At 67.4% G+C, this 15,668-nt stretch carries 15 protein-coding genes and 1 pseudogene; 11 read left to right on the top strand and 5 right to left on the bottom strand.

The genetic code is table 11. The annotated features are described in order from the left end of the window. Nucleotides 1–63 precede the first annotated feature (63 nt). The 7 genes and pseudogenes from A9974_RS06885 to A9974_RS29640 all read left to right on the top strand — a co-directional run. On the top strand, nt 64–645 hold the full coding sequence (locus A9974_RS06885; RefSeq protein ID WP_255468062.1) for a hypothetical protein: 582 nt from the start codon (nt 64–66) through the stop codon (nt 643–645). Then, complete coding sequence (cpaB, locus tag A9974_RS06880) at nt 642–1,478, top strand: Flp pilus assembly protein CpaB (RefSeq protein WP_255468061.1); 837 nt, start codon at nt 642–644, stop codon at nt 1,476–1,478. The genes A9974_RS06885 and cpaB overlap by 4 nt, the downstream gene beginning before the upstream one ends. Further along, a complete protein-coding gene (locus tag A9974_RS06875) occupies nt 1,475–2,836 on the top strand; it encodes a type II and III secretion system protein family protein (protein WP_183003384.1) in 1,362 nt (453 codons plus the stop codon). Before cpaB ends, A9974_RS06875 begins: the two co-directional genes overlap by 4 nt. A 4-nt stretch (nt 2,837–2,840) precedes the next feature. Then, the gene (locus A9974_RS06870) at nt 2,841–4,517 is read left to right on the top strand and encodes an ATPase, T2SS/T4P/T4SS family (protein WP_183003383.1); all 1,677 of its coding nucleotides are present in this window, start codon (nt 2,841–2,843) and stop codon (nt 4,515–4,517) included. Continuing rightward, nucleotides 4,514–5,359 carry a type II secretion system F family protein gene (locus tag A9974_RS06865; protein WP_183003382.1) on the top strand — a complete coding sequence of 282 codons (846 nt, stop codon included), beginning with the start codon at nt 4,514–4,516 and terminating at the stop codon, nt 5,357–5,359. Before A9974_RS06870 ends, A9974_RS06865 begins: the two co-directional genes overlap by 4 nt. A 14-nt stretch (nt 5,360–5,373) precedes the next feature. Continuing rightward, the gene (locus A9974_RS06860; RefSeq protein ID WP_183003381.1) at nt 5,374–6,246 is read left to right on the top strand and encodes a type II secretion system F family protein; all 873 of its coding nucleotides are present in this window, start codon (nt 5,374–5,376) and stop codon (nt 6,244–6,246) included. Continuing rightward, a pseudogene (locus tag A9974_RS29640) lies at nt 6,243–6,476 on the top strand (hypothetical protein); the annotation flags it as partial. The gene A9974_RS06860 and the pseudogene A9974_RS29640, both read left to right, overlap by 4 nt. A 6-nt stretch (nt 6,477–6,482) precedes the next feature. Here the strand turns inward: A9974_RS29640 and A9974_RS29420 are convergent. Together A9974_RS29420 and A9974_RS06850 are read right to left on the bottom strand one after the other, a co-directional pair. Then, nucleotides 6,483–7,286, bottom strand: coding sequence for a BPSS1780 family membrane protein (locus A9974_RS29420; RefSeq protein WP_233175723.1), 804 nt, complete (start codon nt 7,284–7,286; stop codon nt 6,483–6,485). 64 nt (nt 7,287–7,350) lie between these two features. Continuing rightward, complete coding sequence (locus tag A9974_RS06850; RefSeq protein WP_183003379.1) at nt 7,351–8,319, bottom strand: homoserine kinase; 969 nt, start codon at nt 8,317–8,319, stop codon at nt 7,351–7,353. Between the two features lie 173 nt (nt 8,320–8,492). On the opposite strand from A9974_RS06850, the gene dusA reads away from it, so the two are divergent. Beyond that, on the top strand, nt 8,493–9,509 hold the full coding sequence (dusA, locus tag A9974_RS06845; protein WP_183003378.1) for a tRNA dihydrouridine(20/20a) synthase DusA: 1,017 nt from the start codon (nt 8,493–8,495) through the stop codon (nt 9,507–9,509). A 50-nt stretch (nt 9,510–9,559) separates the two neighbouring features. Here the strand turns inward: dusA and A9974_RS06840 are convergent, their stop codons facing one another. After that, entirely contained in the window at nt 9,560–10,018 is a 459-nt protein-coding gene (locus A9974_RS06840) for a CBS domain-containing protein (protein ID WP_183003377.1), read from the bottom strand. A 38-nt stretch (nt 10,019–10,056) separates the two neighbouring features. Next, a complete protein-coding gene (locus A9974_RS06835) occupies nt 10,057–11,370 on the bottom strand; it encodes a YihY family inner membrane protein (RefSeq protein ID WP_183003376.1) in 1,314 nt (437 codons plus the stop codon). A 17-nt stretch (nt 11,371–11,387) separates the two neighbouring features. Here A9974_RS06835 and A9974_RS06830 point away from each other — a divergent pair, with 17 nt between their 5' ends. From A9974_RS06830 to A9974_RS06820, 3 genes are all read left to right on the top strand, one after another. Then, entirely contained in the window at nt 11,388–11,759 is a 372-nt protein-coding gene (locus A9974_RS06830; protein WP_183003375.1) for a DUF2069 domain-containing protein, read from the top strand. Beyond that, complete coding sequence (locus A9974_RS06825; protein WP_183003374.1) at nt 11,756–13,243, top strand: YdiU family protein; 1,488 nt, start codon at nt 11,756–11,758, stop codon at nt 13,241–13,243. The genes A9974_RS06830 and A9974_RS06825 overlap by 4 nt, the downstream gene beginning before the upstream one ends. A 214-nt stretch (nt 13,244–13,457) precedes the next feature. Beyond that, entirely contained in the window at nt 13,458–14,177 is a 720-nt protein-coding gene (locus tag A9974_RS06820; RefSeq protein WP_183003373.1) for a response regulator transcription factor, read from the top strand. Here the strand turns inward: A9974_RS06820 and A9974_RS06815 are convergent. Next, nucleotides 14,159–15,583, bottom strand: a complete 1,425-nt coding sequence (locus A9974_RS06815) for a sensor histidine kinase KdpD (protein ID WP_255468059.1) — start codon at nt 15,581–15,583, stop codon at nt 14,159–14,161. The two genes, A9974_RS06820 and A9974_RS06815, sit on opposite strands and share 19 nt — an antisense overlap. Nucleotides 15,584–15,668 lie beyond the last annotated feature (85 nt).

Below are 15,668 nucleotides of genomic sequence, written 5' to 3'. Positions count from 1 at the left end.
TTGCAGGCGGCGTCCTGGGCGGCGCCCGCCGATGCGGCGCGTCCGTCTTCGGGGGCTGCATCCTTGGCTGCGTTGCGTTTTCCGCCCGGGTCGCGCGTCGAGTCCTTGGCCGACCGCATGTGGCTGTGCGGCATGCCGATTCAGGTGCTGGTGTTCGATGCGCCGGTCAATACGCCCGAACTGATCCGGCTCCTGTCACGCCAGCAGCCGGCGCTGAGCGACCTTCAGGTTTTTGCCGGGCAGGCCATCCTGTCCGGCCAAGTCGGCGGCGCATGGTGGGTGGCGCAGATGGAAAGCCCTGAGTCGGGGCGCAGCGTGGGCAGCATTTCGTCGATTCGCGCGTCGGCCGTGCCCGCGGGCGAGGCGCCCGCCTGGCTGCCCGCCAACGCCCGTCTCAGGTTGGATTTCACGGTACTGGAAAAGGGCATGAAAGTGTCCGAATACATCTGGCAGCATCCGTTGCCGCCGGCGCGCTTGGCGTTGCTGCTGCAACAGGGGCTGCTACGGAACGGCTGGCAACGGGCCGGCAATGAACCCGCTGGCGCCGGCCGGCAATCGTGGCGGCGCCAAGGGGCGCGGCTGCAATGGACACTGGTGCCGCTGGATGCGGGCAGCGGCCTGTGGGTCAGAAGGTGGACGCCATGATGGGTCTGTTCACGCAAGGCCTGCGCCGCTTGCGCAAGGCGGCTGTGTATCTGCTGGCGTTGGCCGCGGGGCTGATGTCGGCCTGGGCGGTGCGCGAACACGTGCAGCAACGCGTCCAGGCGCTCGAAGCCCAGGCCCGCACGCCGGTGGTCAGTCGGCTGGTGGCCGCCTATGACCTGCCGGCGGGCACCGTCCTGGACGAGTCACACTTGGCGGTACGCGAGATCCCCGCGCAGTGGGCGCCCGCGACCAGTGTCGATCCGTTGGGTATCGACGGCGTGCTGGGCGCGCGCTTGAGCGCCGACCTGGCTGGCGGGGAACCCGTGCTCAAGGCCTACCTGACTTTCATCGCGCCCGCGCCGGCGCTGGCATCCCGGCTCAAGCCGGGGCAGCGCGCCTTCATGGTTGCGGCAGCCGATCTGGGCGGGCTGGCCGACATGCTGCGGGCGGGGGACGCCATCGACATCTACGTGTCCTTCTCCCATCGCGATCGCGAGGTGACCGTTCCGTTGCTGCAAGGCATGCGGGTGCTGACGGCGGCCGATGCGTCGGACGGGGACGGGACCGCCAACATCACGCTGGCGGCCAGTCCGGACGAGGCCATGCGCTACATCGCGGCCAGGCAAGCCGGCACGCTGACGGCCATGCTGCGCAACCGGGACGATGCCGCGGCCGTCAGCGCTGCGCCGCAAAGCGACTTGGCGTCGCTGATTGGCCTGGACCGCGAACCGCGGCGCAAGCCCGGCGTGGTGATCTTGTATGGCGACCGGCTGGGCGGCCAGGACGGGGCGCCGGGTACGGCGCTGGCGGGTTTCGAGACGGAGCGCCCATGAACATCCAATCTGTGGCGGCGCTGTCGGCTTTGTGCCTGGGCCTGATCTGCGCGCCGGCGTGGCCCGCCGACGAGCCCCTGGAAATGCAGGTCGGCGAAACCCGGGTATTGTCCCAGCCGGGAGTAACCCGGGTAGCGATCGGCAATGGCCAGGTGCTTAGCGCGGTGGCCACCGAAGGCCGTGAGGTCGTGGTCTTCGCGCGTGCAGAAGGGGTGTCATCCGTGCATGTGTGGGCGGGCGGCCGCGTGAAGGCCTATGACGTGCGGGTGGTGCCTGCGGGCGCGCCGCGTCTGCGGGCCGAGGTCGAGTCCCTGTTGGCGCGCATTCCCGGAACCCGCAGCACGCTGGTCGGGGGGCGCATCGTCATCGAAGGAGACGACCTGTCCGATGATGACCGCGCCCGCATCGCCGCGTTGGCAGACCGTTATCCGGCGGTGGTCGATTTCACCGGGCAGGTGGGCTGGGACAGCATGGTGCTGCTGGACGTGCAGGTGGTCGAGATTCCCAGCTCAAGATTGCGTGAGTTCGGGGTGCGCTGGGACGGCATGACGCAAGGCGGTCTGAATGCCGGTCTGGCCTGGGACGGCGGCTCGCGCGGCAGGATGCACCGGCCGGGGGAACCCGTGATCGAGACGCCCGCGCCCGTATCGTCGGCGGCGGGCTACTTTGGCGTGAACGCACTGCTGTCGGCGCGTATCGCGGCCCTGGCCCAAAGCGGCGAAGCCGTCATGCTGGCACAGCCGCAGCTGCTGGCCCGCAGCGGCGCCAGCGCAACCTTCCTGGCGGGCGGCGAGGTGCCGTACACGTCGACTGATTCCCGAGGCAATCCCACGACCTTGTTCAAGCCTTATGGCGTTTCGTTGCGGATCACGCCCCGCATCGACCGCAATGGCGTCATCCGGTCCTTGATCGAAGTCGAGGCCAGTTCCGTGGATCTCGCGTTGACCGCACCCAGCGGGCCGGCACTGCGGACCCGGCGTGCATCGACCGAGTTCAACGTGAGATCCGGTGACACGCTGGTCATCGGCGGGTTCCTGTCGCGCGAGCGCTCCGACGAGACCAGCGGCCTGCCTTTGCTGAAGGACATTCCGGTCCTGGGCGCCTTGTTCTCTTCGCGCCGCTATCAGCTGCGCGAGACCGAGCTGGCCATTTTCGTGACGCCCAAGATCGTGTCGCGTCACGAACCCGCCATGGCGGACCGGGTAAGGCGTGGGCGTGATTTGGTGAACACGGCCTTTCCCGAACCGCCAAGGCTGGGTACTGCCGTGCCCACGGCAGGCTGGGACCCGTATGCGGGAAAGGGATCGCAGTGGACGAGCAGCCCCGTGTCCGGGTCCGGCACGGTCAACCAGGAGTAGCGCCATGCTTGAAATCGAATTGACGTTTGAAGACGCAGTCACCCGCAAGATCGCGGTAGCGGCTCCCATCCTGATCGGCCGGGGCGCGCTGTGCGGCCTGCGCATTCCCAACTGGCGCGTGGGGCGCCAGCACGCAAAGTTGCTGCGGGAGGAATCGACGATCGTGCTCGAGGACCTGGGCACGCTGGGCGGCACGCTCGTCAATGGCCAGCGGGTGGTACGGCATGCGCCGGTGCTGCCGGACGACGAGATCCTGATCGGCCCCTGCCGGCTGCGGGTGACGTTGGCCCAGCAGGATGAGCAGGGCAATGAACCCCCGCATTTGGCCGCGGTGCCGCAGCAGACGGCGCTCCAGGTCTCGGCTCAGGACAGGCCGCCGGCGCTGGCCGCGCCATCATTGCCGTCCTTGCAGCAGCGCCGACGCCTGCATGCGGCGTTGCTGGGGGCGCTGGACCTGCGCCGGCGCGATGTGGCCGGCATGAGCGACGGGATGCTGCGCGCCGAGGCCGAGCGGCTGCTGACGCAGATCGTGGCCGACGACGGCGATCTGCCGCCCGACGCGGACCGGGCGGCGCTGTGCCAGGATGTCCTGGACGAGGCGGTGGGTCTGGGGCCGCTGGAACCCCTGCTGGCGGCGCCGGGCATCACCGAGATCATGGTGAACCGGTACGACGAGATCTACGTTGAACGCGAAGGGCGGTTGTGGCGCCACCCGGGTGCGTTCACCAGCGAACAGTCGGTGCGCTGGGTCATCGAACGCATCGTGACGCCATTGGGGCGCCGCATTGACGAAAGCTCGCCGATGGTGGATGCCCGCTTGCCTGACGGCTCCCGGGTGCACGCCATCATCCCGCCCGTTGCGCTAAAGGGCGCCAGCCTGACCATCCGCAAGTTTCCGCAGCGCCGGCCCGGCATGCCCGATCTGCTGGCGGCAGGGTCGCTCAGCGACGCCATGGCGCAGTTCCTGGCGCTGTGCGTCCGTATGCGCAAGAACCTGGTTGTGTCGGGCGGCACGGGGTCGGGCAAGACCACGCTCTTGAACATCCTGTCCAATGAAATCCCCGACGGCGAGCGTGTCGTCACGATTGAGGACGCCGCCGAGCTGCGGTTGAACCACGAGCATCTGGTGGCATTGGAGGCGCGCCCCGCCAACCAGGAGGGCCGGGGGCGCATCGATATTCGCGAACTGGTGCGCAATGCCTTGCGCATGCGGCCAGACCGGATCGTGGTGGGCGAATGCCGTGGCGCCGAAGCCTTCGACATGTTGACCGCTATGAATACCGGGCACGAGGGATCATTGACGACGCTACATGCCAACTCCACTCGCGATGCCTTGGCGCGGCTGGAGTCGATGATTCTGATGGCGGGGTTGGATTTGCCGTTGGCCGTGGTGCGCGAGCACATCGCGGCCAGCATCGACATCATCGTGCAGCAGGCGCGCCTGGCGGACGGGCGCCGCGTGGTGACGTCGGTGGCTGAAGTCACCGGCATGGAGAGTGGCCGCATACAGCTGCAGGACTTGTTCCGGCACGAACGGGCCGGTGGCTTCACGGGTTGCGGGGCGGTGCCCAGCTTCGCGCAGCAATGGCGCGAGGCGGGGGCCGGGGTGGATGCCGCCTGGTTCTCCGGCCCACGCGAGGCCGGCGGCGCTGCGCCGGGCTATGCGGCCGGGCTGACATGATCTGGCTGGCTGCGGGTGGCACGATGGTGTGCGTGATGGTGCTGGCCTGGCAGGCGCAAAGCTGGTTCACGCCCGCGCTACGGCGCTACCGCGCGCTTTACACCCAGGAGGCGGGCATCCGGCTGGGCGAGCTGTTCCTGTTCATCGACCCCGCCCAACTATGGGTTGGCGCGGTGGCGGGCGCGATGCTGGTGGCGGCGCTGACCTTTGCCGCGACCTCCAGCGGCATCCTCGCGGCCGCGGCCGGCGTGGCCGCCTTGCGTGCGCCGCGCATGCTGGTGGACGGCTTGCGGCGCCGGCGCGCCCGACGCTTTGAACAGCAGTTGCCCATGGCGCTGTTGATGCTGGCGTCGGCGCTGCGGGCGGGCGTGGCGCTGCCGACGGGGTTGCGCCATATGGTGGACCAGGGCGGCGCGCCGCTGGCCCAGGAATTTGGCCTGATGCTGCGCGAGCAACGGCTGGGCGTGCCCTGGGATCAAGCGCTGGAGAACCTGAACGTTCGCATGGCGGCCGATTCGACCGCGTTGGTGGTGGCGGCAATGCGCATCGCCGCGCAAACCGGTGGCAACCTGGCCGAAGCGCTTGAAAGCATCGCGCAGACTGTGCGGGCCAGACTGCAGCTGCAAGCCAAGCTGCGGGCGCTGACGTCGCAGGGGCGGATGCAGGCCTGGATCGTGGGCGCGTTGCCCTTGCTGTTGCTGGCCGTGTTGGACCGGCTGGAGCCGGAGATCATGGGACTGCTGTGGCGCACGCCGCTGGGATGGGCGGTGCTGGCGGTGGTGGCCGCGCTGGAAACCGCGGGCGTGCTGCTGATCCGGCGCATTGTCCGGATCGACTTTTAAAGGGAAGAAGATCGATGTGGCTGCATCTGGGAGTGGCGTTGGCGGCGCTGGGCGCGGCCTGGGGGGCGTGGATCGTCTTGCGGCCCTTGCTGCTGGACGAGCCGGCAGTGGCGGATGCCATGCCCTGGTGGTGGCGGATGGCGTGGCCCTGGATCTCGGCGGTGGCGCCGCTGGCCGCTCCCTTGTGCACATGGCGCTGGCGCCGCCGCCTGGCACGCGCGATGGAGCAGGCGGCCTTGCCCGCCGACATTCGCTATGAACACATGGCGGCACTGGGCGCGACCGCGGCCCTGGGCGGTGCGGCACTGGCCGCCGTGGGGGCGCTGGCGCTGCAAGAGGGCGGCGTCCTGGCCTGGGCCCCCTGGGCCGGGATGGGCGCTGTGGCCGCCGGCGTGTTGCCTGGGATATGGCTGCGGGGGCTGGGTGCTAAACGGCGGCGCCGCATCGAACGCGATCTGCCGTTCGTGTTCGACATGATGACGTTATGCGTCGAGGCGGGGCTGAGCGTGCATGGCGCCTTGCAGTTGGCCGCGGCCAGCGGCCCGAAGGGGCCGCTGCGCGATGCGGTGGCCGGCGCATTGGCGGATATGCGTGCGGGCGTTTCGCGGTCGGCCGCCATCAAGGCGCTGGCCGATCGTTGCGATAGCCCGCTGGCCCGCAATTGGGCCGCGGCGCTGGCACAGGCGGAAGCGCTGGGCATCAGCCTGGGACCAGTGCTGCGGGCGCAGGCGGTCCAATGCCGCAGTGACCGTCATGTACGCGCCGAGCAACTGGCGATGCAGGCGCCGGTCAAAATGCTGCTGCCCTTGATCGCCTGCATCTTTCCCTGCACCTTCATCGTCCTGGGGTTTCCCATCGCGATCCAGTTGCTTCAGGGGGTGCAATGACCAGCGTCCCGCCGCTGCCGCACGGCCGCATCAGGCTGTTGCGGGTCAGGGGTTGGTGGGGGCGGATGTGCGGTCTCTTGGGGCGCCGTCCGCCGGGCCGGCGGTCGGGCATCTTGCTCGCGCCCTGCTGGGCGGTGCATACCTTCGGCATGCGCTACGCGATCGACGTGGTGTTCGTGTCGCGCGGCTTGCGGGTGGTGAAGGTGCGCAGGGCGCTTGCGCCCTGCCGGGTGGCGTTATGCCTGGGCGCCGTGGCCGTTGTCGAGGTTCGGGCTGGTGTTGTTGATGCCGAACACGGCGGTATAGGACGGATAGAAGCTGCAATAGAACACGCCGGCCGCCGCGATCGTGAACGGAATCTGCAGCGTGCTGGCAAATTGCGGCGACAGCCCCATGTACACCAGCAAGCCCGAGCACAGGTCCAGGAACAGGGCGATCAGGACCCAGGTCGCGGCATAGACCAGGAAGGCCCACTTGTTGCGCCAGCAGGCAATGCCCGAGAAGAACAGGGCTTGCGTCAGGCGCAGCCCATGCCAGGCCACCAGCACGGGCGCATACCAGAACAGCGCCGCGATCACGACGTAGATGATCGTGAAAATGATGAGCGGCGTGCGGATTGCCAGCAGGATTGGCTCCATCGTGTTTTCAATGGAGGCGATGCGCATGCCTTCCGCGAAAGCGGCGGAGAACGGCAGGAAGGTGGCCAACCCCGCGATCAGGCTGACGGCCGCATACAGCAGGCCCATCAGGAACAGCTTTCTGAAGACGCCGGGCTGCTTGAGGGGTTTGCCCCACATGGAAGGCAGCATCACCCGGTCTGCTTCGACGTGCTTGCAGGCCGCCAGGCTCATCAGCGTGACGGACGGCATCAGCGCGATGAACAGAATCGGGCCGACAATTTGTGCGGCGAAGGCGAAAATGACCAGGAGACTGTTGACCAGCGCCCAGGTGTACATGGCCAGCGGTTGCTTGCGGAACAGACGGAAGCCGTCTCGAACCCATTGCCAGCCGGAAGACGCGGGAAGGAATGCTGCTTGCATGGCTCTCTTGGGAAGTGATCTCTCAATAAGGGACGTGCTCCCCCCATTATGGGGGGAGCAACGATTACGGCAATACCGGCAGGCCAGGGCGGTGGCGCGCCCGCAACACTCTTTCGAAGTGCCGGGGATCGTGCGGTTTCAGCGTCTGGGCCGGGCGCGGCAGGAAAAAGTCGTACAGGCGCGACAACCAGAAGCGCAGGGCGGCGGCGCGCAGCATCAGCGGCCAGGCCTGGCGTTCGGCATCGGTGAACGGCCGTACGCTGGCGTAGGCGGCCAGCCAGGATTCGACCAGTTCGGGGATGAATTCGCCCGTGTCGCGCTCGATGCACCAGTCGTTGACGCTGACGGCCACGTCGAACAGCCAGGTGTCGCAACCGGCGAAATAGAAGTCGATGATGCCGCCCATGAGCGGATCTTCGAAGGTGCCGGCGAACAGCACGTTGTCGCGGAACAGGTCGCAGTGGGCCGGGCCGGCGGGAAGCGTGGCCCAGGCGGGTGTGCCGGCGGCGGCTTGCTGGGCGGCCAGTTCGGACTGCAGCAGCTGCGCCTGGCCAGCATCCAGGAAAGGCAGGACCTTTGGCGCGGTATCGACCCACCAGGACAAGCCGCGCAGATTGGGCTGCTGGATCGGGAAGTCCTGGCCGGCAAGGTGGGCACGGGCCAGCGTGGCGCCGATGAGGCCGCAATGGGCGGCGCCGGGCGCGGGTTCGTAGCCGCCGGGCAGGCGCGAGACGATGGCGCAGGGCTTGCCGTGCAGCGTGGTCAGCCGGGTGCCGTCGCGCAGGGTCTGTGGCTGCGGCACCGGGATGCCGCGGCTGGCCAGGTGGTACATCAGCTCGATGTAGAACGGCAATTGGGCCTGCGTCAGCACCTCGAACAACGTCAGCACGTACTCGCCGCGGCTGGTGTACAGGAAGTAATTGGTGTTTTCGATGCCCGCCGTAATCCCTCGCAGCGAGACGAACTCGCCCAGGTCGAAATGCGCCAACAGGGCGCGCGCGTCGTCGTCGGATACGGGGGTGAATACGGCCATTGATGTACGGAAAGAGGGGAGTTAACGGGCGGGCGGACATGGCTGTACGCGGCGGCGGCGCAATTTTAGACCACATGGCGGGCAGGGGCTCGCCTGCCGGGTATCGCGCTTGCCAAACATAATCTCGCCAAGCACCGTAAAATACCGCATCCCCTTGTTTTACTGAGCGATTCTTGGACTCCCCCGACTGGCGGCTGTGCGTCGCCCCAATGATTGACGTAACCGACCGGCACTGCCGCTATTTTCATCGGCTGCTGGCGCCGCGCGCCCGTCTGTACACCGAAATGATTACCACCGGTGCGCTGTTGTACGGCAACGTGGCGCGCCACCTGGACTTCGACGAAGCCGAGCACCCGGTTGCCCTGCAACTGGGCGGCAGCGAGCCGGACGCGCTGGCGCAATCGGCCAAGCTGGGGCGCCAATGGGGCTACGACGAAATCAACCTCAATTGCGGATGCCCGTCGGAACGCGTGCAAAAAGGCGCTTTTGGCGCCTGCCTGATGGCCGAGCCGGACCTGGTTGCTGACTGCATCAAGGCGATGCAGGACGCGGTGGATATTCCCGTCACCGTCAAGCACCGGTTGGGGCTGGACTACGACGAGTCCTATGCGTTCGTGCGCGATTTCGTCGGCAAGATCTACGACACCGGTTGCCGCGTGTTTATCGCCCACGCCCGCAATGCGGTGCTCAAGGGGCTGTCGCCCAAAGATAACCGTGAGATCCCGCCGCTGCGCTACGACGTGGTGCGCCAGCTCAAGCAGGATTTCCCGGACTGTGTGTTTGTGCTGAACGGCGGGCTGGCCGACGCGGACCAGTCGGTGGCGGCTGCCACCGACTTCGACGGTGTAATGCTGGGCCGCGCGGCCTGGCATACGCCGCGGGTACTGTCTGAAGTATCGCTGCGGCTATGGCCGTCGGTCAGGCTGCCCAGCGATGCGCAAGTGGTTGACGCCATGATGGAATACGCCACGCGCCAGGTGGCGCAGGGCGTGCCGCTGCGCGTCATGACGCGGCCGATGCTGGGGCTGGTGAACGGTCAGTCAGGGGCGCGGCGCTGGCGCCGCATGCTGTCGGATCCGGCGCTGCTCGCCGCGAATGACCCGGCGCTGATCTACGACGCCTGGCGCAGCCAGCGGCATGCGCCCGATATGCGCGGCGCGGCGTTGGCCGAGGCGCAAGCGGGCGTCTAAGCCCGGGGCCGGGCGCGAGGGGCCCGCGGACGCCGTCCGCGGGCGGGGACTCAGGACTTGGCGGGTTCCGCGCTTTCAGCGGGCCAGTCGCGGATGTAGGCCTTGAGCATGTTGTTTTCGAACTGCTGGGCCGCGACGATGGCCTGGGCCATGTCGTAGAACGAAATCACGCCCATCAGGGTCGGGCCGTCCATGACCGGGATGTAGCGCGCATGCTTTTCGAGCATCAGGCGCTGCACTTCGTCGGCGCTGGTATTGGGCGACACGCTGACCGGCGCGTCGTCCATGATTGAACGGATGGTGGTTTCGCCCGCCCCGCCATGCGTATGCATGTGGCGGATGATCTCGCGGAACGTCAGCATGCCGGTCAGGGTGCCGAATTCCATGATGACGAGCGAGCCGATATCCTGCTCGCTCATGGTTTGCACGGCCTGGGACACGGGCATGTCCGGCGATGCCGTGTAAAGCGTGTCTCCTTTGACGCGCAGAATCTCGCTGACCTTCAACATCGGTTTCTCCTGGGCGGCTGGCGCCCTGATGCTATTTGCTATTTCTTGTTCGCTTCCAGTTGCAGGACCGGGGCGATGCCATTTTCGGTATTTTGCGCTTCTCTGCCGAGTTCTTCCAGCGTAGGTGCATTTTGTTCGGAAATCACGGCCGAGGCGACCCGCAGGATTTCGGCGTCGTTACGCACCCGCGGCTGGCCCCGATCCAGCAGGAACCGGTCCACCACGGGCGCCAGCGAGGTCTCGCGGGCGTCGCAGGTCAGTACCCACAGGTCGTCCGGACTGCGGGTGACCAGGCCCATTTCGCCCAGGGTTTCCAGCACGTCGTTCAGTTCGTCCTGATGCAGTTTCAGGCCGGAAGCCAGCACGTTGGCCGGCAGGCCTGGGGGGCTTTCGGCCTGCGCGCGGCGCAGCACCCGCAGCACGTCCAGCGCATCCACGAACGGGGCGCCCGGGTACCGGTTGAACTCCCAGCGTCCGAGCCGGATGATCGGGGCGCTGGCGGCCAATGTGGCGCCCAGCAGGACGGCCAGCCAGGACAGGTAGATCCACAACAGAAAGATCGGCAGCGTGGCGAACGCCCCATAGATGACGGTATAGGTGGGAAAGCGCGTCAGGTAATAGGCGAATGCCGATTTCATGACTTCCAGCGCCACCGCGGTGACGCAGCCGCCGACCAGCGCGTCGCGCCACAGCACGTCGCGGTTGGGCACCACCACGAACAGGGCGGCAAAGCCCAGGCCGGTCAGCACCAACGGGATGAACGACACCGCCACGCTGACGATTTCAGGCACGTCGCGCACCAGCCCCAGCGATTCACGGGCCACGAACGAGGTTGCCCACAGGCTGGCGCCGGCCACCACCGGGCCCAGGGTGATGACGGCCCAATAGACCAGGGCCCGCTGCGGCAGGGGGCGCTGGCGCGTCACGTGCCAGATATCGTTGAAGGCCTTGTCGATGGTCATGATCAGCAACAGGGACGTGACCAGCAGGAAGCCGCCGCCGATGGCGGTCAGGCGCGAGGCCTGGCGGGCGAACTGGTTCAGGTATTCCATGATGTTGTCCGAGACGGACGGCGGCATTAGGCTGTTGGTCAGGAAGTCTTCGAGCGCGACCCGGAATTCCTGGAAGACGGGAAAGGCGGTGAACAGCGACAGCACCACGGCCAGCATCGGCACGATGGCCAACACCGTGGTGAAGGTGAGGCTGGAAGCCACCTGCAGCAGCTTTTCTTCGTCGGCGCGCTGCACCGTGAACAGGAAGGCGCGCCCGGCCCGTTTGGCCCATGAAGAGCGCGGGGACTGGGGCTCGGTGGCCGCCGGCGCGGCGGCGGCAGGCTCGGCGGGGCGGTTCATCAGGCGATAATAGCAGCATGAACCCTGAACTCAACCCCCGCTTGCGGCTGACGGCATCGGTGTCGCTGTTCGCCTTGATCGTGTTGTGCGTGACCTGGGAAACGGTCGTGGCGCCGCTGCGTCCGGGCGGTTCCTGGATGCTGCTCAAGGCGCTGCCGCTGGTGTGGCCGCTGCGCGGCATCCTGCGCGGCAACCTCTATACCTATCAGTGGGCCTCGATGCTGTCGTTGCTGTATCTGATGGAGGGCGCGGTGCGCGCCATGTCGGATCCGGCGCCCATGTCGGTCTTGATGGCCTGGGGCGAGATCCTGCTGTCCACGGTGTTCTTTCTTAGCGCCATTTTCTACGTGCGGCCGGCCAAGCGGGCCGCTAGGAGCCAACGCGCATGAGCGCCCATTCCCTGTCCGAATTGCAAGCCGTCAACTCGTTCGCGGCGTTGCCGGACGCGTTCTACACGCGGCTGGCGCCGCAGCCCCTGAATAATCCGCGCCTGTTGCACGCCAATGCCGAGGCGGCCGCCCTGATCGGGTTGGATCCGGCCGTGCTGGACACGCCCGAATTCCTGCGCGTCTTTTCCGGCGCCGAGCCGCTGCCGGGCGGCGATACCCTGGCCGCGGTCTACAGCGGGCACCAGTTTGGAGTCTGGGCCGGTCAGTTGGGCGATGGCCGGGCGCATCTGCTGGGCGAAATCCAGGGACCCGCGGGCGCCTGGGAATTGCAGCTCAAGGGCGCGGGCATGACGCCATACTCGCGCATGGGCGATGGCCGCGCGGTGCTGCGCTCGTCGGTGCGCGAGTACCTGGCCAGCGAGGCCATGCATGGCCTGGGCGTGCCGACCACCCGCGCGCTGGCGCTGGTGGCCTCCGACGATCCGGTCTGGCGTGAAACCGTTGAAACCGCGGCAATCGTGACTCGCATGTCGCCCAGTTTCGTGCGCTTCGGTTCCTTCGAGCATTGGTCCTCGCGCCGTCAGCCGGACATGCTGAAGACGTTGGCGGACTACGTGATCGACCGCTATTACCCTGAATGCCGGGCCGCGTCCGCGGGCGAACCGCAGGACGCCGCCGCGCCCTACATCGGGCTGCTGCGCGAAGTGACGCGGCGCACAGCGCTGTTGATGGCGGATTGGCAAGCCGTGGGCTTTTGCCATGGGGTCATGAACACCGACAACATGTCGATCCTGGGGCTGACGCTGGATTACGGCCCCTATGGCTTCATGGACGGCTTCCGGTTGGGGCATGTCTGCAACCATTCCGATTCCGAAGGCCGCTATTCCTGGAACCGCCAGCCCTCCGTGGCCCTGTGGAACCTGTATCGGCTGGGCGGCAGCCTGCATACGCTGGTGCAGGACGTGGACGGCCTGCGCGCCGTGCTGGATGAATACGAAGGCGTGTTCACGCGCGCCTTCCATGACCGCATGGGTGCCAAGCTGGGCCTGGCGGCGTGGCGGCCGGCCGACGAGCCCTTGCTGGACGATCTGCTCAAGCTGATGGATGCGAACCAGGCGGATTTCACCCTGACCTGGCGCCGCCTGGCCGATGCCGTGTCGGGCCGCCGCGCGCCTTTCGAAGACCTGTTCATCGACCGTCCGGCCGCCGCGGCCTGGCTGGACCGCCTGCTGGCGCGCCACGCCCAGGATGGCCGGCCCGCCGCCGAGGTGGCCGACGCCATGAACCGGGTCAACCCGCTATATGTGTTGCGCAATCATCTGGCCGAAGAGGCGATCCGCGCCGCCAAAAGCGGCGACGCCAGCGAAATCGACACGCTGATGAAACTTCTGCGGGCACCCTTCACGGCGCAAGTTGGCTACGAAAAGTACGCCAGTCTGCCGCCGGATTGGGCCAATGGTATCGAAGTCAGTTGTTCGTCTTGAGGTTCATTTTGACTGGTTGTTGACGGGAAATCGGTCTTTTATGGGGGGATGTCGCAGGAAATTGGCGCATTGCGTCGAAAAATCGCGGTTTTTTTCCCTGCAATCATTCGTTTCCATTGTAAAAGTCGTAAGATTGTCGCCTGCGGGACACTCAGGACGGCACGCCCGTCCTTGGGGCATTTGTCGACAATTTTCAATATAAAGCACTCTAAATATGCCTGGCGCAGATGGTTTGCTGTGTATCGGCTTGCTTGAGGATGATGCGGACTTCCGGGAGGAGTTGGCGTTGGGCTTGGGCGGGTACGGTTTCCGTGTGGCGTTTGCCTGTGATAATGCCGCGGCGTTTTACCGCCGGCTGCAGGAGCAGCCCTGCGATATCGTCATCCTTGACGCGCATCTTCCTGGAGAAGATGGGTTTTCCGTGGCCACGCGCCTGCGTGCATTGAGTCCTGTGGGCATCGTCATGCTGACTGGCCGCAGCGCGCTGGAGGACCGGGTGCGCGGCCTGGAGGGCGGCGCCGACGTCTACATGACCAAACCGGTGGATCTGCTGGAACTCAGCTCGGTCATCCGCAGCCTGGCCCGGCGCATGCGCCTGGCCAAGGCGCCGCGGCCGGTCGATGCCGAAACCCGCGCATCCGCCGATACGGCGTGGTCGCTGCAGGATGGCGGCTGGATCCTGGTGGCACCCGATGGTGCGTCGTTGCACCTGAGCGCCCAGGAGCGCACCTTTCTCGTAGCGTTGATGGATGCGGCGGGCTCCGCCGTCAGCCGCCAGGCGCTGGCCGAATTGTTCCTGCCCGATAGCCCCGGCGGATTTGAACTGCGCCGTATCGACGTGCTGGTCAGCCGTCTGCGCGCCAAAGCCCAAAGCGCGGGCTTGAAGCTGCCCGTGCTGTCCGTGCGCGGCCAGGGCTACGTGTTCGCTGCCTGATCGCCCTGATCGCGATCCCCCGTCACGGGCGGCTGGGCGGGCAGCGTGATCACGAACCGCGTGCCCACGCCGACCTTGCTGTGCATGGTCAGCGAGCCGCCCTGGTTCTGGCAGATGCGCCGGGCCAGATATAGGCCGATACCCATTCCTTGCGTCTCGCGGTGCGCCGTGCGGCGAAAGTGCGGCTCGAAGATGCGGGCCTGTTCTTCTTCGCCGATGCCGGGCCCGCTGTCGCTGACCGACATCCAGGCCATCTGCACGCCGCTTTCCTGGGTTCGTCCGGTTTCGATCCGGATGGGTTCGCTGGCGGGCGAGTATTTGATGGCGTTATGGATCAGGTTGCGCACCACCACGCTGGTGAGCGGACGATCGCAGTAGACGGGCAGCGTGTCCGCGCCGGCTTGCAGCAGCAGGGCGTGCGCCGTGTCCGGCTGCATGGCGGCGACCACGTCGCCAACCAGTCCGGCCATGTCGGTCAACTCGCCGCGCGGGGTCCACGCGGGTTCGCCCAAGCGGTCCTGGTTTAGCAACTGTTCCATCAGTTCGGTCATGCGGCTGACCGAACGGTGGATGCGCGCCAGGCGGGTGTCGACCGCTTCGCCGCTGCCGGACAGGATCATGTCCAGCGATTGGGCCGCGGCGCTGATGGTGGCGAGTGGCGCACGCAGTTCGTGCGAGATCAGGGCGTTCATCTGGCGTTGGGTGTCCAGGGCGCCCGCCATTTCCGCCAGGCGTAGCTCGCCCTGGACCTGATGGCCAGCGGCGGCCTGATCGTGGCTGGCCGGGTCTTGGCGCGGCCCACGGGCCAGGCCGGCCAGCAACAGGGCGGCCAGGACCAGCAGCAGCCGTGCCATTTCGGGCGCCAAGGCGCCATTGCCTCGGGTGGACCAGGCATCCTGGCCCAGCACCCAGGCCGACAGCGCGTACGCGGCGCCCAGCGCCAGCGCCGCCGCCCGCCGGGGGCCAGGTCTGGCCGCCGCGGCCAGAAACCACACCGCCAGCGCCGCGCTGGCCGCCGCGCACACGGCGGCGACCAGGCCGGGCAGCATGCCGCCGTCGGCGTCATAGACGAAGATTAATGCCAACGCCGCCAGGCCGGTCAACGCGATGCACGCCCAGCGGCACGCCGCGGCGAGCCGGGCGGCCATAGGGCTGCCGCAGATCAGCGGGACGGACAGGGCCAGCATGGCGGCGAACGAGCCGGCCTGCAGGGCGCCGGCGGGAAATAGCGTAGGCTGGGCGCGCAACACGCCTTCCACCAGCACGAACGCCATGCCGGCGCCGTAGATCGCGCTGCGTGTATACGCCCAGGCGGCGGCGAACGCGGCCGCGCACGCCAGGGCGATACCGGCGACGAGGCCCGCTTGAAGGTCCGGATAGGAAGTGCCGGGGCCCGCTGCCAGCAAGGGAGCGGGCCAGAGCAGGGCGGCTGCCAGCCATCGTGGCCGGGCCGGGCGGGAGTAGATCGCGCGGCCTGCGCGGCGATGGCGA

Source organism: Achromobacter sp. UMC71, assembly GCF_014170305.1.
Taxonomy (GTDB): Bacteria; Pseudomonadota; Gammaproteobacteria; order Burkholderiales; family Burkholderiaceae_B; genus Achromobacter.
This window is presented reverse-complemented; position numbering and strand designations above follow the sequence as displayed.